Origin of the sequence: Pseudomonas sp. K5002 (assembly GCF_013386655.1) — a bacterium.
GTDB lineage: Bacteria > Pseudomonadota > Gammaproteobacteria > Pseudomonadales > Pseudomonadaceae > Aquipseudomonas.
This window is the reverse complement of record NZ_JACARK010001661.1, coordinates 1-449: the sequence shown is the minus strand read 5'-3', so window position 1 is coordinate 449 and position 449 is coordinate 1. Positions and strand designations below refer to the sequence as shown.

At 64.8% G+C, this 449-nt stretch carries 1 protein-coding gene; it reads left to right on the top strand.

The window, feature by feature from the left end; all coding sequences use genetic code 11:
* Nucleotides 1-449 (top strand): aminotransferase class V-fold PLP-dependent enzyme (locus HX846_RS38565; RefSeq protein WP_178967620.1); only part of this gene is annotated, 449 nt, incomplete at both ends.

Below are 449 nucleotides of genomic sequence, written 5' to 3'. Positions count from 1 at the left end.
TGCTGGCGGTGAGCCAACTGTCCAACGTACTTGGCGCCTGGCAGCCGTTGCCGCAACTGCTGGCGCTGGCCAAGGCCCACGATGCACTGACGGTGGTCGATGGCGCCCAGGGCATCGTGCATGGTCGCCATGATATGCAGGCCCTGGGCTGCGACTTCTACGTGTTTTCCAGCCATAAACTCTATGGGCCGGACGGCGTCGGCGTGCTGTATGGCCGCACCGAAGCCCTGCATCACCTGCGCCACTGGCAGTTTGGGGGCGAGATGGTGCAGCAGGCTGATTATCAAAGCGCCAGTTTCCGCCCGGCGCCCCTCGGTTTCGAAGCCGGGACTCCGCCGATCGCCAGCGTGATCGGCCTGGGGGCAACCCTGGATTACCTGAGTTCCCTGGACCAGCAGGCGGTGACGGCTCACGAAGCCGCCCTGCACGACTACCTGTTGCGTGGCTTG